At 34.6% G+C, this 2,390-nt stretch carries 6 protein-coding genes; all 6 read right to left on the reverse strand.

Features of this window, described 5'->3' with window-relative positions; genetic code table 11:
* Window positions 1–92: 92 nt before the first annotated feature.
* The 6 genes from FC47_RS10035 to FC47_RS10055 are packed head-to-tail and all read right to left on the reverse strand — an operon-like array spanning window position 93 to window position 2,162.
* Window positions 93–524, reverse strand: a complete 432-nt coding sequence (locus tag FC47_RS10035; protein ID WP_081036783.1) for a 2-hydroxyacid dehydrogenase — start codon at window positions 522–524, stop codon at window positions 93–95.
* A 57-nt stretch (window positions 525–581) separates the two neighbouring features.
* The gene (locus tag FC47_RS10985) at window positions 582–854 is read right to left on the reverse strand and encodes an ImmA/IrrE family metallo-endopeptidase (protein ID WP_235804023.1); all 273 of its coding nucleotides are present in this window, start codon (window positions 852–854) and stop codon (window positions 582–584) included.
* 7 nt (window positions 855–861) lie between these two features.
* On the reverse strand, window positions 862–1,116 hold the full coding sequence (locus FC47_RS10990; RefSeq protein WP_235804024.1) for a hypothetical protein: 255 nt from the start codon (window positions 1,114–1,116) through the stop codon (window positions 862–864).
* Complete coding sequence (locus FC47_RS10045; RefSeq protein WP_056968804.1) at window positions 1,100–1,390, reverse strand: helix-turn-helix domain-containing protein; 291 nt, start codon at window positions 1,388–1,390, stop codon at window positions 1,100–1,102. The genes FC47_RS10990 and FC47_RS10045 overlap by 17 nt, the downstream gene beginning before the upstream one ends.
* A gap of 47 nt (window positions 1,391–1,437) precedes the next feature.
* Entirely contained in the window at window positions 1,438–1,818 is a 381-nt protein-coding gene (locus FC47_RS10050) for a hypothetical protein (protein WP_056968805.1), read from the reverse strand.
* 5 nt (window positions 1,819–1,823) lie between these two features.
* The gene (locus FC47_RS10055; protein WP_235804025.1) at window positions 1,824–2,162 is read right to left on the reverse strand and encodes a hypothetical protein; all 339 of its coding nucleotides are present in this window, start codon (window positions 2,160–2,162) and stop codon (window positions 1,824–1,826) included.
* Window positions 2,163–2,390 lie beyond the last annotated feature (228 nt).

Consider the following 2,390-nt stretch of genomic DNA (forward strand, 5'->3'; position numbering starts at 1 on the left):
CGCATAGAAGGCCGGATTGGCTTTCGCAGCATTCTTGGCCGCAATGTATGGCAATCACTTCTGTGCCATGTCAATTACAACTGAACCCTCATTTAAATATGATTAAGTCTGCATTCCGGAAGTTCGCCATGCATTACTTTACTGATATTGCTTATAAAGAAATCATAACGCTTTTTATGATACTTCACTCCGTCCGGCAATCCAGCCGTATGTGGCGTTAGGATTACATTATTCAAATCTCGCAAAGGATTATCCATCTTTAATGGTTCATCCTCATATACATCCAAACAGGCTCCGCCAATGCTGCCTTGCTTTAGCGCCAATATGAGCTGTTCTTGGTTAATGACTGCTCCTCTAGATGTATTTATCAATACTGCATCAGGTTTCATTTTGTCAAACGCATAAGAATCTATCATATGTTTTGTGTTTTCATTCAAGGGAATATGCATACTGACAATATCACTTTCTCGATAAATACTATCGAGATCTGTTTGTTGTACGCCAGCTTTGTTCTTTTGCTGTATTAGGAAAACTTCCGATTATTACGATTTTCATTTGAATCTGCTTTCTGTTTTTGTTTTCTAGATATGCGTCTTCTGATAGTGAGCAGCTCTTTCTGATACTTTGCATTGTTCTACAATTTCTTCTTCCGTCATATCTTTAATCTGATCATAGGGCATCAATAATTCGCCAGCAAAACATTCAGCTTGCCATTCAGGATTTTTATAAACTGGTAAATCATCAGTACGACGATACAAAGTTAATGCTACTGGTTGGTGCAAAATAAGATGAAGTATTTCATGAGCAATCGTCATACGATCACGACCATTGTTTTTAATTGCACCATCATACACAGACTCTTTAATATAAAATAGTATTCTTTATAATATCGGTTTGTGCTTGTACACCTACATCTAATTGATCATCATCGACAATTTCATATGAATATTCTGAATCAAATATATCCAATCTTTCCAAAATCCAAGTGATATCAACATATTTTTTATCAAGGGTAATGCCTAACTCTTTACGAACTAATTTAGCCAAATATCGCAAATCTTCTCGAGATTCTAGTTTAGCTTCAAATGCAGTTTTATAGTTAATGATTGTCCCCATCCCCTTTTAAAATATTCTTGATCTGATCAATTTGTTTGTCAGTCAGTTCATCAAACTTTCTTGCAAACATTAAGGCAGCTTCCTGCTTTTGTGGTGAGAATTGTGAGATATCAATAATGTTATTAATCAAAGTAGCTGATGCTTTCTTATGGCCGTTTTCAACACCAGAAAGAAAAGCAGAACTAATTCCTAAACGTTTTGCCATATCATATAATCGCTCATCACGATCTATCCTTATCTTTCTTAAAAATTTTCCTAATACTGTTGCAGCCATAATAATTCCTCCAATGTTCATTATCTTTATCTGCTATGAGTGGCAAATCATAACGTCCTATCATTTATGATGTTATTAACCGATAGTAAATCATATCTTTTAACATTTAATTTAATCTGACTACCAATCTTTATATCTGCGGTAGCTGGTAAATAGAAGTTATCACCATCCGAATTTGACACCTTTAACAGGTTCATCTTACCAACTTTCTCCTTCGATAGAACATCAAATGTTTCCCCTGATGGATTTGCTTCGCCTAATATGCCTAACTTACAATCATAAATTTCTTGTTCCTTCACAAAAGAGAATTGATCATTTCCAATTAGATCCGAATCATCAAAAGCCGTATATTGCTGTTTAGAGTTTTGACTTTCAACAATAATGTCTCTCGTAAATTCATAATTTTTTATTGCAACTACTTTGTACATCAATATCATCCTTTCTCATATGGATAAAAGCTAACAATATAGCCATTGTCACCATAGGCAACCAAATAGAGCTTAGAATTCTTCTTATACAAATAGATGTCCGCTAATTTCTTACCTTTTTTCCTACTAAAATGCTTTAAAGGTTTTAAAGGCAGAATCTTCATTAATAGATCCTTAACATTAGTATTTGCGCCGAAATCTTTTTGATGTTGTTTTTCGATATGCTTCAGACCAGATGATTCATTTCCCTTCTCTAGCCATAAAAACTTACCATTATAATTTTTAGCTACTAATACCACATCTTTCTCGGTATATTTAACTCCACTGTTTTTTAGCTTCTCCATAAGATCATGCGGTTTAAAACGTTCTATAGCCCCTTGAGTATGAGAATAGCATACTCGTTAACTCAACTCTCAACGCTAAATTGACTGATTCTTGCACCCTTTGTAAATGCTGTTATATCAACCTTTATTCCTACTCTCACTACCATAATCAATACGACCTGCCAAACTGGACCTTCGCCTACTCGACTATCGAAATAGGACATAGAGGGAGTGTAAAATATTTTGTGT

Source organism: Limosilactobacillus mucosae DSM 13345 (genome assembly GCF_001436025.1).
GTDB lineage: Bacteria > Bacillota > Bacilli > Lactobacillales > Lactobacillaceae > Limosilactobacillus > Limosilactobacillus mucosae.

What these genes read in the sequence shown, in the direction of transcription:
- FC47_RS10050 (WP_056968805.1), bottom strand. Translation starts at nt 1,818, where the DNA reads ATGTACAAAGTAGTTGCAATAAAAAATTATGAATTTACGAGAGACATT.
- FC47_RS10990 (WP_235804024.1), bottom strand. Translation starts at nt 1,116, where the DNA reads ATGGGGACAATCATTAACTATAAAACTGCATTTGAAGCTAAACTAGAA.
- FC47_RS10045 (WP_056968804.1), bottom strand. Translation starts at nt 1,390, where the DNA reads ATGGCTGCAACAGTATTAGGAAAATTTTTAAGAAAGATAAGGATAGAT.
- FC47_RS10055 (WP_235804025.1), bottom strand. Translation starts at nt 2,162, where the DNA reads ATGGAGAAGCTAAAAAACAGTGGAGTTAAATATACCGAGAAAGATGTG.